This is a genomic window from Paenarthrobacter sp. GQ52 (genome assembly GCF_059759005.1).
Genome location: NZ_JCAXEJ010000013.1, coordinates 15,763 through 34,321, shown reverse-complemented (window position 1 = coordinate 34,321; position 18,559 = coordinate 15,763). Strand labels below are relative to the sequence as shown.

Sequence of the window (18,559 nt, the reverse complement as noted above, 5' to 3'; positions counted from 1 at the left end):
GGTCACCGTGCAGGTGACCCTCCCTTGCTGTTAAGCCCGATTAGTGGTTAGAGGCCAATGTCCGCGGACTGCAAAAGAGCGACGGCGTCCGGCTGGCCCTCAAAGGTGACCAGGGCCTGGCTGGTGCGGCCGTGGGCGTGCATGAGCAGTTCGCCAGGTTCGCCAACGATGGCAACGGAGACGGGGGCACGCTTGGCTACGTGGCGGGGGCCGGTGGGGCGCACAAGCACGATGCCGAGGTCCACGCCGCGGTACAGGAACGCGGCACGCTTGATCAGTTCGTCCCAAAGGGCGTCCGAATAGGCTTCGTCCAAGGCCCGGGGCGCCCAGCGGTCGCCGGCGCGACGAATGTCCTCGGTGTGCACAAAGTACTCAATGAGGTTTGACGTCTCATCCAGCGCCTTGATCTTCAAGGGGGAAAGGGCCGGGGGACCTGCACGGAACGTCTTGATGAGGTCCGCGTAGGCGTCCGAACTCTTCAATTTGGCAGCGAGTTTGGAGGTGGCTTTTTCGGAGGCCTTGCCCAGGCTGGGGATCAGGAGCCCCAGGCCCACGGCGATCTTCCGTTCGCGCAGGTACAAGTGCGCGGCAAGATCCCGGGTCAACCACCCTTCGCAGAGCGTGGGGGAGTCAGGCCCGGCCGCCAGCAGGGTTTCGGCCAGTACTTCTCGGGAAGGATCGACGAAATGCATCACTTGTGAAACTAGCACGATCGGAGCACTCTTGCGCACTGGAACCGCCGCAGAATCCTGCTCCCTCCGAAGGCACTAGACTTGATCTGATGTCAGAGCAGTCCGCCCCCAGCCCAACTCCTGCCGCGGAGCTTTCCAGCGACCCCGCGAGCCCCTTGCCGCAGGAGATCGCCAGCGCCCTCAAACGGGATTCTTCCGGCCTTGTCGCAGCGATCGTTCAGCAGCACGATACCAACGAGGTCCTCATGCTCGGCTGGATGGATGACGAGGCACTCAACCGCACCATGACCTCCGGCAGGGTCACGTTCTACTCCCGCTCACGCCAGGAGTACTGGCGCAAGGGCGACACCTCCGGACACGTACAGTTCGTGAAGTCTGTCGCCCTTGATTGCGACGGCGATGCCCTCCTGATCCGCGTGGACCAGATCGGCGCAGCCTGCCACACCGGAACCCGGACCTGCTTCGATGGTCGCGACTTCACCGTCGTTACGGGCCACCGCGAATAAGGCACCCACCACTTTCCACTGACGCACCACCTCAGACAATAAGGCGGAGAACATAGCCATGCAGGACCTTGGAATCATCAGCCCGGGCCTGGAAGAGTTCCGCGAACTCGCCGTCCACAGCCGTGTCATCCCTGTCCGACTCAAGGTTTTGGCCGACGCCGAGACCCCCATTGGCCTGTACCGGAAGCTGGCCAAGGGGCAGCCGGGTACCTTCCTCCTGGAGTCCGCAGCGGTTGGCGGCGCCTGGTCCCGCTATTCCTTCATTGGTTCCAAATCCCGGGCAACGCTGACCACCAAGGACGGGGAAGCGCACTGGATCGGTGAGCCGCCCGTCGGCGTGCCGGTTTCAGGTAACCCGGTGGAAGCTGTTCGAGACACCATTGCTGCGCTGCAGACGGACCGGTTCGACGGCCTGCCGCCGTTCACCTCCGGCCTGGTCGGTTTCCTTGGTTGGGAAGCCGTGCGGCACTGGGAGCGCCTGACTTCCCCGCCCGAGGATGACCTTCAGTTGCCGGAGATGGCACTGAACCTGGTCACCGACATGGCGGTGCACGACAATGTGGACGGTACCGTCCTCCTGATCGCCAATGCCATCAACTTTGATGACAGTTCCGAGCGTGTGGATGACGCCTGGCACGACGCCGTAGCCCGGGTGAAGGGGTTGCTGGACCAGATCAGCACTCCTGTTGCCCAGCCGGTTTCCGTGCTGGAAACTGCAGCCTTGGACTTCGCCTCCAGCGTGCAGGAACGCTGGGATGAAGCCAAGTACTTGGAGGCTATTGATCGCGGCAAGGAAGCCATTGTTGACGGGGAGGTTTTCCAGGTAGTGATCTCCCGGCGCTTCGAAATGGAGTGCGCCGCCGACCCCCTGGATGTCTACCGCGTCCTGCGCAATACCAACCCAAGCCCGTACATGTACCTCTTCAGCCTGCAGGATGCGGACGGCCGCGAGTACTCGATCGTTGGTTCATCACCCGAAGCCCTGGTGACGGTGACCGGTGAGGAAGTCATCACCCACCCGATCGCCGGTTCACGCCCCCGCGGTAAGACTGTTGAAGCCGATAAGGCCCTGGCTACTGAACTGCTGGCCGATCAGAAAGAGCGCGCCGAGCACCTGATGCTGGTTGATCTTTCGCGCAACGACCTCTCAAAGGTGTGTGTAGCCGGAACGGTTGACGTCACGCAGTTCATGGAAGTGGAGCGGTTCAGCCACATCATGCACCTCGTGTCCACTGTGGTTGGCGAGCTCGCCCCCCATGCCAAGGCCTACGACGTCCTCAAAGCGACCTTCCCGGCCGGTACGTTGTCCGGAGCGCCCAAGCCCAGGGCGCTGAGGCTCCTGGACGAACTCGAGCCCCACCGGCGCGGAATCTACGGCGGTGTGGTTGGCTACCTGGACTTTGCCGGCGACATGGATATGGCCATTGCGATTCGGTCCGCACTTCTCCGTGAAGGCCGCGCTTACGTGCAGGCCGGCGGTGGAATCGTGGCTGATTCGCACAAGCCTTCCGAGGCGTTGGAGACGGTGAACAAGGCCGCAGCGCCGCTAAGGGCAGTCCACACAGCAGGGTCGCTGCAGAACATCGCCGCGGACACCGTGCGGAACGCGGACGCTTCCGACGACGGGACTCCCGCCACATGAGCACGGCAGCATCAGCTCCTTCCGTCAGGCAGTCGCCGCGCTGGGCGCGGAAATCCACGATTGTCCTTGCCACCACCATTCTTGCGTTGGCTGTTTTCGGAGCCACGACGCAGACCTGGATCGAGGTGCGCCTGGACCCCACGGGTGCTTCGAACAGCGACCTCCATGTCCAGGGCAGCAAGGCCGCCACAGCAGTCACGGCGCTGGCGGTCGTCGCTCTGGCCGGCGGGTTGGCCGCATCCATTGCCGGAAAGATCGCCCGCTGGATCATCGCTGTCCTCATCACGTTGTCTGCTGCGGGAATCATCCTCGCGGCGGTCACGGTGATACTGGATCCGCTGGGAGCCGCACAAGGTTCCATTGCTGCCGCCACCGGAGTCTCGGGCGGGCAAGCCGACGCAGCAGTAACTGCGTTCCCTGTGGTTGCCATCGTTGCCGGTTCCCTCCTGGCGGTCTGCGCAATTGTCTTGCCCCTGGCCGGACGCCACTGGACCTCACGAACCAAGTACGACGCCGCGGCGAGGGTAAAGAAGAGCGGCAGCGAACCCGTGGACGAGATCGACAGTTGGGACAGCCTCTCACGCGGTGAAGACCCGACGTAGGCACTCACAGCGGACTTTTATGCAGGTCCGGTGCAACAAAGCCGACACTGGCCGTCCTGACGTCCGGCGATGTCCCGGCCGTCGCCAATAAATGGCAGAATGTAAGCAGTATTCATCCTGAGGAGATTTCACATGAGCAAAACCACAGTGTCCAACAACCAAGCGGAATCCACCATGGCCAGCCACGCTGACGCCATCGGCCACGGAAACAGCCCGGCTGCCTGGACGTGCGTACTTGTGATGCTGGTCGGTGCCCTGATTTCCTCCATCGCGTTCGTCATCGCCAGCACCCCGATCTTCGTCGGCGGACTGGTTGTCATGGTTATCGGCCTGATCGTGGGCTTCGTCATGCGTAAGGCAGGCTACGGAGTTGGCGGCAGCAAGCTGCAGAACAACGGCCACTAATCGTGACCGTTCTTGATGACATCATTGTTGGAGTCAAGGAGGACATGGAGGCCCGCCGAGGCCTCGTGTCCCTCGCGGAGCTGAAGGAGCGCGCCGCAAACGCCGCTCCCGCTCGTGATGCCTGGGCGGCCCTTGGCGGCCCGTCATCCATCCGCAACGACCTCAAAGTCATCGCTGAAATCAAGCGCCGCAGCCCCTCCAAGGGTGACTTGGCCTCCATCGCCGATCCTGCGTCGCTCGCTGTGCAGTATTCCGACGGCGGGGCTTCCGTCATCAGCGTCCTCACCGAACAGCGCCGGTTCGGCGGCTCGCTGGCGGACCTTGATGCGGTGCGCGCCGCCGTCGAAACTCCGTTGTTGCGCAAGGACTTCACCGTCGACGAGTACCAGATTTGGGAGGCCCGTGCCCACGGAGCCGACCTCATCCTGCTGATCGTAGCGGCACTGTCCGACTCGGAGCTTGCCGACTTCAGTGCGCTGAGCCACGAGCTCGGGATGAACGTGCTGGTGGAAACGCACACCGAGGAAGAGATCGAGCGCGCGGTTGCGGCACAGGCCAAGATCATCGGCATCAATGTCCGCAACCTCAAGACGCTCGACGTCGACCGCTCCGTTTTCGGATCTTTGGCCGGTTTGATTCCGGCTGAGTCCGTCATCGTGGCGGAATCCGGCGTCAGGGGTCCCGAGGACGTTTCGCACTATGCCGCGGGTGGCGCTAACGCCATCCTGGTGGGGGAGGCGCTGGTCAGCGACTCCACACCGCGCGAACGCATCACTGAATTCAAGGCAGCTGGAGCTGCCGCCATCGCCGTCAGGAACTGAGGCAGTAACTGAATCACGGCGAATAGTTGCAGGGCAGCCCGGGCATAAGCCTGCGGCTGCCTTGTGGCACGTGGAACTACCCAATGAACTAACTGGAACAGGACGGTGAGACTGATGGTCGACGCGCCAACAGCCGGCTCAGAAGAGAATGCGGCGGACGCATTCCTGCAGGGTGGCCCTTCGCTGCGGAACGCATCGGGGCCCTACTTTGGCAGCTATGGCGGACGCTGGATGCCCGAGTCGCTCATCGCCGCCCTTGACGAGGTCCAGGACACTTTTGAGAAGGCCAAAGCTGATCCCGAGTTCATCGCGCAGCTGAAGGACCTCAACAAGAACTACTCCGGCAGGCCTTCCTTGCTGACCGAAGCCAAGCGCTTCTCAGAGCACGCCGGGGGAGCACGTATTTTCCTCAAGCGCGAGGACCTCAACCACACTGGCTCCCACAAGATCAATAACGTGCTGGGCCAGGCACTCCTTGCGAAGCGCATGGGCAAGACCCGCGTTATCGCCGAGACCGGTGCCGGTCAGCATGGCGTTGCGAGTGCCACGGCCGCAGCCCTGCTGGGCCTCGAGTGCGTTGTGTACATGGGTGCTGAGGATTGCCGTCGGCAGGCCTTGAACGTGGCCCGCATGCAGCTGCTCGGCGCCACGGTGGTTCCGGTGACCAACGGTTCCCAAACCCTCAAGGACGCCATCAACGATGCCCTCCGGGATTGGGTCTCCAACGTGGAGCACACCCACTACCTTCTGGGCACTGCAGCTGGTGCGCACCCGTTCCCTGCCATGGTCCGCTACTTCCACGAAGTCATTGGTGAAGAAGCACGCAGCCAGATCCTGGAGCAAACGGGCAAGCTTCCCGACGCTATCGCTGCGTGTATCGGTGGTGGCTCGAACGCGATCGGTTTGTTCCACGCATTCCTCGATGACGCCTCCGTGAAGATTTACGGCTTCGAAGCCGGCGGCGAAGGTGTAGAGACGGGCCGCCACGCTGCAGCCATCTCCCTGGGCCGTCCAGGCGTACTCCACGGTGCCCGTTCGTACCTCATGCAGGACGAAGACGGCCAGACCATCGAATCCCACTCCATTTCGGCCGGCTTGGATTACCCGAGTGTCGGACCGGAGCACTCGTACCTGGCCGACATCGGGCGTGTGACCTACGAGGCCGTGACCGACACCGAGGCCATGGATGCGTTCAGCCTGCTGTGCCGGACTGAAGGCATCATCCCCGCCATTGAGTCCTCCCACGCCCTGGCCGGTGCCATTAAGATCGGCAAGCGGCTCACCGAAGGCAAGGACACGCCGTCGGACGTGACGGTGATCGTCAACCTGTCCGGACGTGGTGACAAGGACGTGGAAACTGCCGCTGCCTGGTTCAACATGTTGGATGAGGAAGGGCACGTCAAGGGCACTACGCTGTCCACGCGCAAGCCCAAAGGACCGGCCGAGCGCACGTCCGAAGCAGCCGTGGATGTCAATGAGGACCAGAACTGATGACTGAAGAATTCGCCAGCAAATCCGCCGTCGCCATTGATCGCGCCAAAGCAGAAGGCCGTGCCGCCCTGGTGGGCTACCTTCCCGCGGGCTACCCCACGGTTCAGGAGAGCATTGAGGCCGGCATAGCCTTGGCCCGCAACGGTGCCGACCTCATCGAAATCGGGATTCCGTACTCCGATCCCGTAATGGACGGACCGGTCATCCAGGCCGCTACCACAGAAGCGATCTCCAACGGCTTCCGCGTTGCCAATGTGTTTGACGTGGTTGCCGGCATTACGGCCGCTACTGATGCGGCAGTTTTGGTCATGACCTACTGGAACCCTGTCATGCGCATGGGCGTCGACGAGTTTGCCCGAAGGCTGGCCGAAGCCGGGGGAGCAGGACTCATCACACCGGACCTGGTACCCGACGAGGCTCAGGAATGGTTCGAAGCTTCGGACAAGTACGGTTTGGACCGGGTGTTCCTCGTGGCGCCCTCGTCCACCCCGGAGCGTCTGGACATGACGGTCAAGGCAAGCCGTGGTTTCGTCTACGCCGTATCCATCATGGGTGTTACTGGAACACGCACCTCCGTCAGCAGCAGTGCTGAAGATGTGGTGGCCCGTGCCCATGCGGCCGGCGCCGAGCGCGTTTGCGTCGGATTGGGCGTCTCCAACCCGGACCACGTCCGCGAAATCGCCGCCTACGCGGACGGCGTGATCGTCGGCACCGCTTTGGTGGCGGCCCTCCGCGATGGCGGCGTGGACGCCGTCGGACAACTCACCAAGAACCTCAGCGCCGGCTTGGGCCGCGCAGCTGCAGAAGCCTAGGAAAAGGAAACAGCGAAGCGAATGCAGACCGTCCTCCACGCTGCGGCAATGGTCCCCATGAGTATCCCGAGCCCGTCGTGGTCCGGTTTCGACATTCCGCTGCCGTGGGGGACGTTGCGCATCCACGCTTACGCCCTCTGCATCCTGGCGGGCATCATCGTGGGTTTGTGGTTGACCTCCACCCGTTGGAAGCGCCGCGGGACGCCCGAAGGCAGCCTGTGGGACATTGCCATCTGGGCTATTCCGTTCGGCATCATCGGTGGCCGCCTCTACCACGTGTTCTCTTCACCGGATGCGTACTTCGGCCCGGGTTTTGACGGCACTGGGGACCTTTCCCTGATACCTCAGATCCAACGTGGCGGCCTGGGCATTTGGGGTGCCGTCATCTTAGGTGCGGTAGGTGCCTGGATCGGCTGCCGCCGGGCCGGCGTCAAGTTGACTGCCTTCCTCGACGCCGCTGCTCCTGGATTGTTGCTGGCACAGGCCATCGGCCGCTTGGGGAACTGGTTCAACCAGGAACTCTTCGGTGCGCCCACCACCTTGCCCTGGGGACTCGAAATCGATCCCGCGAATGCCAACTTCCCACCCGATATGGCTGCGGGTACGCTCTTCCACCCGACGTTCCTGTACGAGATGCTGTGGAACCTCGTTGGCGTCGCCATCCTGCTTCTCCTGGACAAGAAGTTCAACTTCCGTTGGGGCAGGCTCTTCTGGCTGTACGCGGTTTACTACACCCTGGGCCGTGTGTGGATTGAGGCGCTGCGCATTGACGATGCCGAACAGATCAGTCTTTTTGGCATCACCACCAGGCTCAATGTGTGGACCAGCATCTTCGTCTTTATTGGCGCGCTGGCGATCTTCTTCATCCTTGGCAGGCGGGGCCGTCCGGTGCCCGACACTCCTTATTTGCCGGGCCGGGAGCCGGAAAAGAAGGCGGAAGAAGACCCTGCCGCGGTGACCAGCGTCACCAGTCATGATGTGGACGCATCTGTCTCAGATACTGGTTCGCGTGGTAATCTCCCAGATAACCAAAGCGATCCGGGCCACGTTGACGAGCCGCAGGAATCAGCAGGGGACAGGGATAAGGACAGCATGTCCGGCACCGGTTCCACATCTGCTGCTACTGCCGCGAGGAAGGCCCCCGGATCCACGCCGAAGGCAGACGACACCAAGTAGTCGCGTTCGGTAAAGGGGCAACAGAGTCACCGCTCGTAGGGCCCAGTCCACAGCGTCGTGGCACCCCGGAAACCGGATCGCAGCATACCGATGTTCACTGGTCAAGCCGGGGCCAGAGGTCTGCGTAACTGTTCGTTGCGCTGGATCGGCTGGCCTACAATTCCAATTACTAGCGCTTTGTTGTGCCCGTCACAGGGCAGGCAAGGTGGGGCCAACGTTGTCCCTTCCATACGCACGATTCCGAGGAAGGACGTCTCCCATGACCCATCTTCATAACCCCGGTTGGTCCGAAAATATCGAACCTCAGGGTGCCATGTCTCCATTCAAGCGCTTTGCCGCGCTCCCGGAGGCTCAGGGTCTTTACAACCCTGACAAGGAGAAGGACGCCTGCGGCCTGGCTATTATTGCCACGCTCCGCGGGGAACCGGGATACGACATCGTGGAAGCGGCATTGACCGCCCTCCGCAATCTCGAACACCGCGGCGCCGTGGGCGCCGATGAAGGTACCGGCGACGGTGCAGGCCTGCTCATGCAGGTTCCCGACGAGTTCTTCCGGGCCGTCACCGAATTCGAACTGCCAGCCCCGGGCCAGTACGTGGTGGGCACCGCCTTCCTTCCCGCTGAGTCCCGTGAAGCCGAGACTGCGAAGGCCGGCATTGAAGCACTTGCTGCTGACGAGGGCCTGACGGTTCTCGGCTGGCGTGAGGTTCCCGTGGTCGCCGACCTCGTAGGCGCCATGGCACGGGCCTGTATGCCGTACTTCTCTCAGCCGTTCTTTGCCTCCGCCACCGGTGAGCAGCTTGAGCACAACGAGCTGGACTCCCGCGCCTGGCGTATCCGCAAGCGTGCCCAGAACAAGTTCGGCGTGTACTTCCCGTCCCTGTCCTCGCGCACCATTGTGTACAAGGGCATGCTGACCACCGCCCAGCTGGAGCCGTTCTACCCGGACCTTTCGGATAAGCGCTTCAAGACGAAGCTCGCTATCGTCCACTCACGCTTCTCCACCAACACGTTCCCGTCATGGCCGTTGGCGCAGCCTTTCCGCACCATCGCCCACAACGGTGAGATCAACACGGTGAAGGGCAACCGCAACTGGATGCGTGCCCGCCAGTCCCAGCTGGCCAGCCCGCTGCTGGGCTCGGTCCCCGAAGAGCTGTACCCGATCTGCACCCCTGGTGCCTCGGACTCCGCTTCCTTCGACGAGGTAGCCGAGCTCCTCTGGCTGTCCGGCCGCCCCATCACGCACTCCATCATGATGATGATCCCGGAAGCGTGGGAGAACCACGCCACCATGGATCCCGCCCGCCGTGCGTTTTACGAGTACCACTCACTGCTCATGGAGCCGTGGGATGGCCCGGCCGCTGTCTCCTTCACCGACGGCAACCTCGTCGGCGCAACGCTGGACCGCAACGGCCTGCGCCCGGGACGGTACTGGATCACCGAAGACGGCCTCATCATCTTCGCCTCCGAAGTTGGCGTGATCGAGGTGGAGCCTTCCAACGTGGTCAAGAAGGGACGTGTTGCTCCCGGCAAGATGTTCCTGGTGGACACTGAGGCCGGACGCATCATCGACGACACCGAGGTCAAGGCCGAGGTCGCTGCAGCAAACCCGTGGGCTGAGTGGCTCAAGGACAACCTGATCGACATCAACGAGCTCCCCGAGCGCGAGCACGTTGTTCACACGGCTGCGTCCGTGAACATTCGCCAGCGGACCTTCGGCTACACCACCGAAGAGCTGAAGATCCTGCTCGGGCCCATGTCCCGTACCGGCGCTGAGCCCTTGGGCGCCATGGGTTCGGACACTCCTGTTGCTGTGCTCTCCAAGCGTCCGCGCCTGTTGTTCGACTACTTCGTGCAGTCCTTTGCACAGGTCACCAACCCGCCGCTTGATGCCATCCGCGAAGAGCTGGTCACCTCACTGAAGTGCGCCATCGGTCCCAACGGCAACCTGTTGGATGGCAAGCAGGTCCGCCAGCCGCAGATCTCCCTGCCGTTCCCCGTGATCAACAACGACCAGCTCGCCAAGATCGCGAACATCGAAAGCCCCGACGGCGACCGCATCGCCATGAAGGTCCGTGGCCTTTACCGCCCAGAGGGTGGAGAGGCGGCACTCCGTGCACGCCTGACCGAGATCTGCGAGCAGGTCTCCGGTGCAATCAACCGTGGCGTGCAGTACGTTGTGCTGTCCGACCGTGACTCCAACGCGCAGTGGGCTCCGATTCCTTCGCTCCTGCTGGTCAGCGCAGTCCACCACCACCTGCTCCGCAGCGCCAACCGCACCAAGACCGCGCTCGTGGTTGAGGCCGGCGACGTCCGCGAGACGCACCACGTGGCGGTACTCATTGGTTACGGTGCATCTGCCGTCAACCCGTACCTGGCCATGGAATCGGTTGAACAGCTGATCTCCAACGGCGACGTCACAGGCGTCACTGCCGAAGACGGCGTCTACAACCTCATCAAGGGCCTCGGCAAGGGTGTCCTGAAGATCATGTCCAAGATGGGCATCTCCACTGTGGCTTCCTACACGGGCGCCCAGACCTTCGAAGCGTTGGGCCTGTCCCAGGAGCTCGTGGACGAATTCTTCTCCGGCACGCACTCCCAGCTGGGCGGCGTCGGCCTGGACGTCATCGCCGCGGAAGTTTCGGCACGCCACCAGATGGCGTACCCGGAAGGCGGCATCGAGCACCCGCACCAGCCGTTGCTCGGAGGCGGCGAATACCAGTGGCGCCGCGACGGCGAACCCCACCTCTTCAACCCGGAGACGGTGTTCCGCCTGCAGCACGCCACCCGCGAACGCCGGTACGACATCTTCAAGTCCTACACCAAGGGCATTGACGATCAGTCCGAGAACCTGATGACCCTTCGCGGGCTCCTTAAGTTCAAGGACGGTGTCCGTCCGGCTGTTCCGCTCGAGGAAGTGGAGCCTGTCTCCAGCATCGTGAAGCGTTTCTCCACGGGTGCAATGAGCTACGGCTCCATCTCGAAGGAAGCCCACGAGACCCTGGCAATTGCCATGAACCGCCTGGGTGCCAAGTCCAACACCGGTGAAGGTGGCGAGGACGTTGACCGCCTGCTGGACCCGGAGCGCCGCTCTGCCATCAAACAGATCGCTTCCGGCCGCTTCGGTGTCACCAGCTTGTACTTGACCAACGCCGATGACATCCAGATCAAGATGGCGCAGGGTGCCAAGCCCGGCGAAGGTGGCCAGCTGATGGCCCAGAAGGTCTACCCCTGGGTAGCCCGGACGCGTCACTCCACACCCGGCGTCGGACTCATTTCACCGCCCCCGCACCACGACATCTACTCGATCGAAGACCTCGCGCAGCTCATCTACGATGCCAAGCGCGCCAACCCTTCGGCCCGCGTGCACGTGAAGCTGGTTTCGGAAGTCGGGATCGGCACGGTGGCGTCCGGCGTCACCAAGGCCAAGGCCGACGTCGTGCTTGTTTCAGGTCACGACGGCGGTACCGGCGCCTCGCCGCTGAACTCGCTGAAGCACGCGGGTGTGCCCTGGGAACTTGGCCTCGCCGAGACCCAGCAGACCCTCATGCTCAACGGTCTCCGTGACCGCGTGGTGGTTCAGGTTGACGGTCAGCTCAAGACTGGACGCGACGTTGTCATTGCTGCCCTGCTGGGTGGCGAGGAATACGGCTTCGCGACTGCACCGCTGGTTGTTTCCGGCTGCATCATGATGCGTGTTTGCCACTTGGACACCTGCCCTGTTGGTGTTGCCACGCAGAACCCCGAGCTTCGCTCCCGGTTCAACGGCAAGCCCGAGTTCGTGGTCAACTTCTTCGAGTTCCTCGCAGAAGAAGTCCGCGAAATCCTGGCCGAGCTCGGATTCCGCAGCCTGGAAGAGGCAATCGGCCACGCCGAAGTCCTGGACACCCGCGAAGCGATCAACCACTGGAAGGCCGAAGGGCTGGACCTCGATCCCATCCTGCATGGGCTCGAGTTCGACGACGATGTGCCGTTGCGCAACATGACCGGCCAGAACCACGAGCTGGACAAGCACTTTGACCAGCGGCTGATCACCATGGCGCAGGAAGCACTCAGCGACCGCATGCCCGTCAAGATCACCTTGGACGTCATCAACACGGACCGTTCCGTGGGTACGATGCTCGGCCACGTGGTGACCAAGACGTTCAGCACCGATGTGCTGGCGACCGATACGATCGATGTGACGCTGAACGGTACTGCCGGCCAGTCCCTCGGGGCTTTCCTGCCTGCCGGTATCACGCTGCGCATGTTCGGCGACTCCAACGACTACGTCGGCAAGGGCCTCTCCGGTGGACGGATCATCGTTCGCCCGGATCGCACCAACGTGTTCCAGGCGGAGCGCAACGTCATTGCCGGCAACGTGATCGGTTATGGCGCCACCAGCGGTGAAATGTTCCTGCGTGGCCAGGTTGGCGAACGCTTCCTGGTCCGTAACTCCGGTGCGACCGCCGTCGTCGAAGGTATTGGCGATCACGGTTGCGAATACATGACCGGTGGCCAGACACTGATCATCGGCCGTACCGGCCGCAACTTCGGTGCCGGCATGTCCGGTGGTACTGCCTACGTACTGGACCTGCAGCCTGAGCGCGTCAACAAGATGGCCCTCGATACCGGTGAACTCCAGCTCCTGGAGCTCGACGCCGAGGACCGCGACATCGTTCACGGCCTGCTGACCAAGCACGTCGAGGAAACCGAATCCGTCCTGGCCGGCCGTCTGCTCGAGAACTTCGACGACACCGCCGCCCGCATCACCAAAGTACTGCCGCGCGACTACGCCGCAGTCCTGCAAACCCGTCTCGACGCCATCGAAGAGGGCCTTGACCCCGATGGCGAAGAAGTATGGTCTCGAATCCTGGAGGTAACCGGTGGCTGATCCACGCGGATTTCTGAAAGTCCGGCAGCGCGAGACGCAGCCACGCCGTCCCGTTCCCGTCCGCATCATGGACTGGAAAGAAGTTTACGAAGCCCAGGAAAAGGGCGTCCTGAAGAGCCAGGCGGGACGCTGCATGGACTGCGGCGTGCCGTTCTGCCACCAGGGTTGCCCGCTGGGTAACCTCATTCCCGAGTGGAACGACCTCGTGTGGCGGGACAAGGGTGAAGAAGCTATTGAGCGCCTTCATGCCACGAACAACTTCCCGGAGTTCACCGGCCGTCTTTGCCCTGCACCCTGCGAAGCGTCCTGCGTGCTGGGGATCAACCAGCCTGCCGTGACCATCAAGCAGGTTGAGGTTTCGATCATCGACCAAGCCTTCGACAACGACTGGGTTCAGCCCCTTCCTCCCACACGCCTCACCGGCAAGACGGTGGCTGTGGTTGGTTCCGGTCCCGCCGGCTTGGCCGTGGCACAGCAGCTGACCCGAGTGGGCCACACTGTTGCCGTGTACGAGCGCGACGACAAGATCGGCGGCCTGCTCCGCTACGGTATCCCCGACTTCAAAATGGAGAAGGAACAGGTTGACCGTCGCCTGGAACAGATGAAGGCCGAAGGCACGCGCTTCCGGACCGGCGTCGCTGTGGGTACTGATGTGACCTGGGAGCAGCTGCGACGCCGTTACGACGCCGTTGTTGTCGCCACCGGCGCCACCGTCCCGCGTGACCTGCCCATCCCGGGCCGTGAGCTTGAGGGTGTCCACTTCGCCATGGATTACCTTGTTCCGTCCAACCGCAAGGTGGCGGGGGAGAACCCTGAGAACCACATCGATGCGCGCGGCAAGCACGTTGTCATCCTTGGTGGTGGCGATACCGGTGCTGACTGCATCGGCACCGCCCACCGCCACCAGGCTGCCTCGGTGACCACGCTCGCGATCGGCAAGCAGCCGCCCGCCGAACGCGCCACCCACCAGCCGTGGCCAACGTTCCCCACCCTTTTCGAGGTCGCCAGCGCCCACGAAGAAGGCGGCGAACGTACCTACCTTGCATCAACCGTTGAGTTCGTTGGAGAAAACGGCAAGCTCACCGGCGTTAAAGTTGCTGAAACCGAGTTCGTGGATGGCAAACGCCTGCCCAAGGCCGGTACAGAACGAATCATTCCAGCTGACCTTGTGTTCTTGAGCCTGGGCTTTACCGGTGCTGAGCCGGCAGGTATCACGGAGCAGGTCAGTGCAGAATTCGACGGTCGGGGCAACGTTGCCCGCGACGGCTACTACATGACGAACACTGAGGGAGTGTTTGTTGCCGGTGATGCCGGACGTGGCCAGTCACTGATTGTGTGGGCCATTGCGGAAGGCCGTGCGTGCGCGGCTGCAGTGGACAGGTTCCTGATGGGAAGCACCATCCTCCCGGCACCGGTCGCCCCCACCGACCGGGCGATAGCGGTCTTATAGCGCCGGCAGGAACACTTCTTTTACTCAATCAGCATGACTACTTAGGGTAGGTATATGAGACGCGCGAAAATTGTGGCAACTTTCGGCCCGGCAATCTCCAGCTTCGAGAACACCCTCGCGGTGCTGGAGGCCGGCGTTGACGTTGCTCGCATGAACATGAGCCACGGCGACTACTCCGTGCATGACACCACCTACGAAAACGTCCGCAAGGCCGCCGCCCAGCTTGGCAAGCCCGTGGCCATCATGGCCGACCTCCAGGGACCCAAGATCCGCCTGGGTCGGTTTGTTGACGGCCCGCACGAGCTGGCCGTGGGCGACACTTTCACCATCACCACCGAAGACGTCCCGGGCACCAAGGACATCTGCTCCACCACGCTGAAGAGCCTCACCGAAGACGTCAACGTGGGCGACGCCCTGCTCATTGACGACGGCAAGGTGGCTCTGCGGGCCCTCGAGGTTGACGACGTCAAGGTTGTCACCACCGTCACGGTTGGTGGCAAGGTCTCCAACAACAAGGGCATCAACCTGCCCGGTGTTGCCGTCAACGTCCCCGCATTGAGCGAAAAGGACGAGGACGACCTCCGTTGGGCCCTCAAGCGCGGCGCCGACCTCATTGCCCTCTCGTTCGTGCGTGATGCCTCTGACATCAAGCGCGTCCACGAGATCATGGATGAAGAAGGCCGCCGTGTGCCGGTGATCGCCAAGATCGAAAAGCCGCAGGCCGTGGAGCAGCTCCACGAAATCATCGACGCCTTCGATGCCATCATGGTTGCCCGTGGCGATCTCGGTGTTGAATTGCCGCTCGAAGAGGTGCCGATCGTCCAGAAGCGCGCCATTGAACTGGCACGCCGTTGGGCCAAGCCGGTCATCGTGGCAACCCAGGTCCTGGAATCCATGATCGACAACCCGCGTCCGACGCGCGCCGAGGCTTCCGACTGCGCCAACGCAGTTCTCGACGGCGCCGATGCAGTCATGCTCTCCGGCGAAACCTCTGTGGGCCAGTACCCCATCGAAACCGTCAAGGTCATGGCCCGGATCATCGAATCCACCGAAGTCCACGGCCTTGAGCGCGTCCCCCCGCTGGGAACCAAGCCCAAGACCCGCGGTGGCGCCATCACCCGTGCCGCCGTCGAAATCGCCGACCAGCTGGACGCAAAGTACATCTGTACTTTCACCCAGTCCGGCGACTCGGCACGACGCCTCTCGCGCCTGCGCCCGGTCAAGCCGGTCTTCGCGTTCACACCGGTTGAGCACGTCTGGAACCAACTGGCCCTCACCTGGGGCATCCAGCCGGTGCTGGTTCCCTCCGTGGGCCACACCGACGAGATGACTGCACAGGTGGACAAGAGCCTGCTGGAAATGGATCTCGTGGACGAAGGCGACCTGGTTGTCATCGCTGCCGGTTCCCCTCCAGGACAGGCCGGTTCCACGAACTCGCTGAAGGTCCACAAGGTAGGCGATCTCGCCGACACCTCCAAGACCGACGACGGTTCACGCAAGGAACCCGTTGGCCCGTGGCCTGAAAAGAAGTCGAAGGCCAAGAACTAGTTCTTTAGTTTCGTTTTGCGAAGTGGGCCCCGCCGTTTGGCGGGGCCCACTTCGTTTTTTGGGGAGTACGACGGCGGCCGCCCACCTCGCGTGAGGTGAGCGGCCGACGTCGTGTGTTGCTTTGGGTTAATTGACCTGGTTGATGATGGTTTCGGCAACCTCACGCATGCTGAGGCGACGGTCCATGGAGGTCTTCTGGATCCAGCGGAAAGCTTCCGGCTCCGTCAGGCCCATCTTGGTGGTCAGGAGGCTCTTGGCGCGCTCTACAAGCTTGCGTGTGGCGAACTGCTCCTGGAGATCGGAAACCTCGTTCTCGAGCGCCTTGATCTCCTCGTGACGGGAGAGGGCGATCTCGATGGCCGGGATCAGGTCTGCAGGGGAGAAGGGCTTGACGACGTAAGCCATGGCGCCGGCGTCGCGTGCGCGCTCCACCAGTTCCTTCTGGCTGAAAGCGGTCAGCAGCACAACAGGTGCAATGCGTGCCTTGACGATCTTCTCAGCTGCCGAAATGCCGTCCATGACAGGCATCTTCACGTCCATGAGGACAAGGTCAGGCTTGAGTTCCTCGGCCAGCTGCACGGCCTTCTCGCCGTTGTCCGCCTCGCCTACGACGTCGTACCCTTCGCCCTTCAAAATCTCGATAATGTCCAGGCGGATGAGGGTCTCATCCTCGGCTACGACAACGCGTCGGGCCGGCTGGGCTGTGGACGTGGACTCCGTCTGTTCGGTCACGGGATCTCCTTGAAAAGGTTCGGCGGGTTCATGTCCATCTTAGTGTGGACTCTTTGATGGCTGGTTTTTGTTGCATCAGCGCGCCCGGTTCTTTGAATCAGCCTATCTGCATGTAGAGTAGTTTCGCGTGCTGGGAAAGGATCGCGTTGCTCACAGAAATGAGAGCAGTCAGCGAGATTTAACTTCCCGGTAATCCGCGCCCGAGTGGCGGAATTGGCAGACGCGCTGCACTCAAAATGCAGTATCGAAAGGTGTGTGGGTTCGAGTCCCACCTCGGGCACTGTGTTGTCGCAGGTCAGGGGCCTATATGGCCCCTGACTGTGTACAAATCCCCTAAAAGTGTGTACAGCGGCGTAGCGTTTTATGCATGGCCAGCATCTCTACACGCACTAAAAAGGACGGTTCCAAGTCCTTTATGGTGCGTTGGCGGGAGCCCAAGACTGGCAAGGCCCAGGGCCTCACTGTAGCCACCGAATCCGAAGCAGAAACGCTCAAGCGACTGCTCGACGCCAATGGGCAGAACTTCGAAATCGCTCAGCATGCAATCCTTAACAACGCGAAGCGCGTACCAACTGTTGGTGAGGTTATTCAGGAACACATCGACCTGCTGATCCGTCCGTCGAGCGGGACAGTCAAGACGTATCAGACGATGCTCGATCTCCATGTGAAGAAGGTCATCGGCCACGTCCCTGTCGACAAGCTGGATTATCGGATGATCGCCTACTGGGTGAAGTCGATGATGGCCAAGGGACGGTCGCCCAAGACGATCAAGAATGTCCATGGGCTGATCTCGGCGTCGATGAACACCGCAGAGATGCTGGGCTACATCACTCGCAATCCATGCCGCGGGGTCCAGTTGCCGAGCGTTGAGAAGGCTGAGGACGAGATGATGTTCCTCACCCATGCGGAGTTCGGTTTGATCATGGACGGCATGGGGGAGCGGTACAAGGACTTCACCAACTTCCTGGTGATGACTGGGACGCGCTTTGGGGAAGCCACGGCACTGACCGTCGCGGACATTGATCTTCTGGGCAAACCGGCTACCGCTCGGATCAATAAAGCGTGGAAGCGGGATGGGCAGAATCAGTTCTACATTGGTCCTACGAAGACAGGCGCAGGCAAGAGGACTATTGGGTTGAATCCTGCACTGGTGGATCTGCTGATTCCGTTGGTGGCAGGACGCCTTGGTGGTGACCTGCTTTTCACGACACCCAAAGGTGAGCGGATTGTTCACAAGCTGTACTGGCACCACTACTGGATGCCGGCGGTCAAGGCAGCCCAGGACCGCGGCCTCCGGAAGAATCCACGAATTCACGACCTACGGCACACACACGCGTCGTGGTTGATTCAGGACGGTGTCCCTATCTTCACGATTTCGCGTCGGTTGGGGCACGCGTCCACCAGGACTACAGAGGGCGTTTATGGGCACCTCATGCCTGAGGCCCTGCAGGCTGGGGCTGACGCGACGGAGCGTTCGGTGTCGGCGTTTATGGGGTGATTAGTGGTCTCCTAGGAGGCCATGCGGTTGCGTGCTCTAGTCCCTATGAGCCGAGTGTTGGTGTTGCTTCGCTCCCGGTCATCTGTTGCCGAGCGGGAACAGGGCAATATCTCACTAATCCTGGCGATCTCCGCGATGTGCTCAGACGTAAAGACGATCTTTCCTTTGCCCCAGCAGGCGTGTGGGAAGCGCCCCGCAGCAGCGCCGTCACGTAGCCATCCTTCGCTGCATCGCATGAGGGCTGCAGCTTCAGCAGGTTCGAAAAATTCCAACTCCATGTCAATCCGATCCTGGTTGATCTTAGGTGACAT

General features: G+C 62.0%; 14 protein-coding genes and 1 tRNA gene. 13 read left to right on the top strand and 2 right to left on the bottom strand.

What is annotated here, in order from left to right:
* Nucleotides 1–47 precede the first annotated feature (47 nt).
* Complete coding sequence (locus AC6CH8_RS15895) at nt 48–692, bottom strand: TIGR03085 family metal-binding protein (protein ID WP_402937575.1); 645 nt, start codon at nt 690–692, stop codon at nt 48–50.
* 89 nt (nt 693–781) lie between these two features.
* Between AC6CH8_RS15895 and hisI the strand changes: the two genes are divergently transcribed.
* From hisI to pyk, 11 genes are all read left to right on the top strand, one after another.
* The gene (gene hisI, locus AC6CH8_RS15890) at nt 782–1,198 is read left to right on the top strand and encodes a phosphoribosyl-AMP cyclohydrolase (RefSeq protein ID WP_017197407.1); all 417 of its coding nucleotides are present in this window, start codon (nt 782–784) and stop codon (nt 1,196–1,198) included.
* Nucleotides 1,199–1,256: 58 nt separating this feature from the next.
* Nucleotides 1,257–2,840: an anthranilate synthase component I gene (locus AC6CH8_RS15885; RefSeq protein ID WP_420180809.1), complete on the top strand. Its 1,584-nt coding sequence runs from the start codon at nt 1,257–1,259 to the stop codon at nt 2,838–2,840.
* Nucleotides 2,837–3,442 carry a Trp biosynthesis-associated membrane protein gene (locus tag AC6CH8_RS15880; RefSeq protein WP_498191460.1) on the top strand — a complete coding sequence of 202 codons (606 nt, stop codon included), beginning with the start codon at nt 2,837–2,839 and terminating at the stop codon, nt 3,440–3,442. The genes AC6CH8_RS15885 and AC6CH8_RS15880 overlap by 4 nt, the downstream gene beginning before the upstream one ends.
* Before the next feature lie 132 nt (nt 3,443–3,574).
* Entirely contained in the window at nt 3,575–3,847 is a 273-nt protein-coding gene (locus tag AC6CH8_RS15875) for an HGxxPAAW family protein (protein ID WP_011774532.1), read from the top strand.
* Nucleotides 3,848–3,849: 2 nt separating this feature from the next.
* Nucleotides 3,850–4,668: an indole-3-glycerol phosphate synthase TrpC gene (trpC, locus tag AC6CH8_RS15870; RefSeq protein WP_178995458.1), complete on the top strand. Its 819-nt coding sequence runs from the start codon at nt 3,850–3,852 to the stop codon at nt 4,666–4,668.
* 114 nt (nt 4,669–4,782) lie between these two features.
* Nucleotides 4,783–6,159, top strand: coding sequence for a tryptophan synthase subunit beta (gene trpB / locus AC6CH8_RS15865; protein ID WP_091466794.1), 1,377 nt, complete (start codon nt 4,783–4,785; stop codon nt 6,157–6,159).
* Nucleotides 6,159–6,971, top strand: coding sequence for a tryptophan synthase subunit alpha (gene trpA, locus AC6CH8_RS15860; RefSeq protein WP_091466796.1), 813 nt, complete (start codon nt 6,159–6,161; stop codon nt 6,969–6,971). Before trpB ends, trpA begins: the two co-directional genes overlap by 1 nt.
* A gap of 21 nt (nt 6,972–6,992) precedes the next feature.
* The gene (gene lgt / locus AC6CH8_RS15855) at nt 6,993–8,147 is read left to right on the top strand and encodes a prolipoprotein diacylglyceryl transferase (protein ID WP_498191459.1); all 1,155 of its coding nucleotides are present in this window, start codon (nt 6,993–6,995) and stop codon (nt 8,145–8,147) included.
* 259 nt (nt 8,148–8,406) lie between these two features.
* Nucleotides 8,407–13,020 (top strand): glutamate synthase large subunit, encoded by a 4,614-nt coding sequence (gene gltB / locus AC6CH8_RS15850; protein ID WP_364309465.1) that lies wholly within the window; start codon nt 8,407–8,409, stop codon nt 13,018–13,020.
* Nucleotides 13,013–14,470: a glutamate synthase subunit beta gene (locus tag AC6CH8_RS15845; protein ID WP_091466800.1), complete on the top strand. Its 1,458-nt coding sequence runs from the start codon at nt 13,013–13,015 to the stop codon at nt 14,468–14,470. Before gltB ends, AC6CH8_RS15845 begins: the two co-directional genes overlap by 8 nt.
* A 54-nt stretch (nt 14,471–14,524) precedes the next feature.
* On the top strand, nt 14,525–16,018 hold the full coding sequence (gene pyk / locus AC6CH8_RS15840; protein ID WP_498191458.1) for a pyruvate kinase: 1,494 nt from the start codon (nt 14,525–14,527) through the stop codon (nt 16,016–16,018).
* A 126-nt stretch (nt 16,019–16,144) separates the two neighbouring features.
* Here the strand turns inward: pyk and AC6CH8_RS15835 are convergent, their stop codons facing one another.
* Nucleotides 16,145–16,750, bottom strand: coding sequence for an ANTAR domain-containing response regulator (locus AC6CH8_RS15835; RefSeq protein ID WP_011774540.1), 606 nt, complete (start codon nt 16,748–16,750; stop codon nt 16,145–16,147).
* A 198-nt stretch (nt 16,751–16,948) separates the two neighbouring features.
* Between AC6CH8_RS15835 and AC6CH8_RS15830 the strand changes: the two genes are divergently transcribed.
* Together AC6CH8_RS15830 and AC6CH8_RS15825 are read left to right on the top strand one after the other, a co-directional pair.
* A tRNA-Leu gene (locus AC6CH8_RS15830) sits at nt 16,949–17,030 on the top strand.
* 87 nt (nt 17,031–17,117) lie between these two features.
* A complete protein-coding gene (locus AC6CH8_RS15825) occupies nt 17,118–18,248 on the top strand; it encodes a tyrosine-type recombinase/integrase (protein ID WP_498191457.1) in 1,131 nt (376 codons plus the stop codon).
* Nucleotides 18,249–18,559 lie beyond the last annotated feature (311 nt).